Consider the following 401-nt stretch of genomic DNA (forward strand, 5'->3'; position numbering starts at 1 on the left):
AGTGTGGATTTTTATGCGATTGAGAAGTTGCAACAAGAGAATAGATGGCATGAGGCGGGATTGTTGCTCGCATATATAGCAGTGAAATTGGAGCGAGCTTGTGCGGACTTTATTTTGATTTGTACGAATACGATGCATAAAGTTGTACATCAGGTGGAAGAAATGATTGGAATCCCGATTATACATATTGCGGAGCCGACGATTAGGGCAATTCAGGAGCTGGGATTGGTGCAGATTTTATTACTTGGTACGCGGTATACGATGGTGGAGGATTTTTATAAAGGGCGTTATGTAGGAAGCGGGATTGGGGTTCAGATTCCTGTTGGTGGTGGTTTGGAGACTGTGAATCTCATTATTTTTGAGGAGTTGTGTCTGGGTATTATCCGTGAAGAATCGCGGGC

At 43.6% G+C, this 401-nt stretch carries 1 protein-coding gene; it reads left to right on the forward strand.

Features of this window, described 5'->3' with window-relative positions:
* The coding region (locus R8925_RS15875; protein WP_430536754.1) for an aspartate/glutamate racemase family protein at positions 1-401 on the forward strand (401 nt) is incomplete at both ends.

Origin of the sequence: Listeria rocourtiae subsp. hofi (assembly GCF_963575615.1) — a bacterium.
GTDB lineage: Bacteria > Bacillota > Bacilli > Lactobacillales > Listeriaceae > Listeria_A > Listeria_A hofi.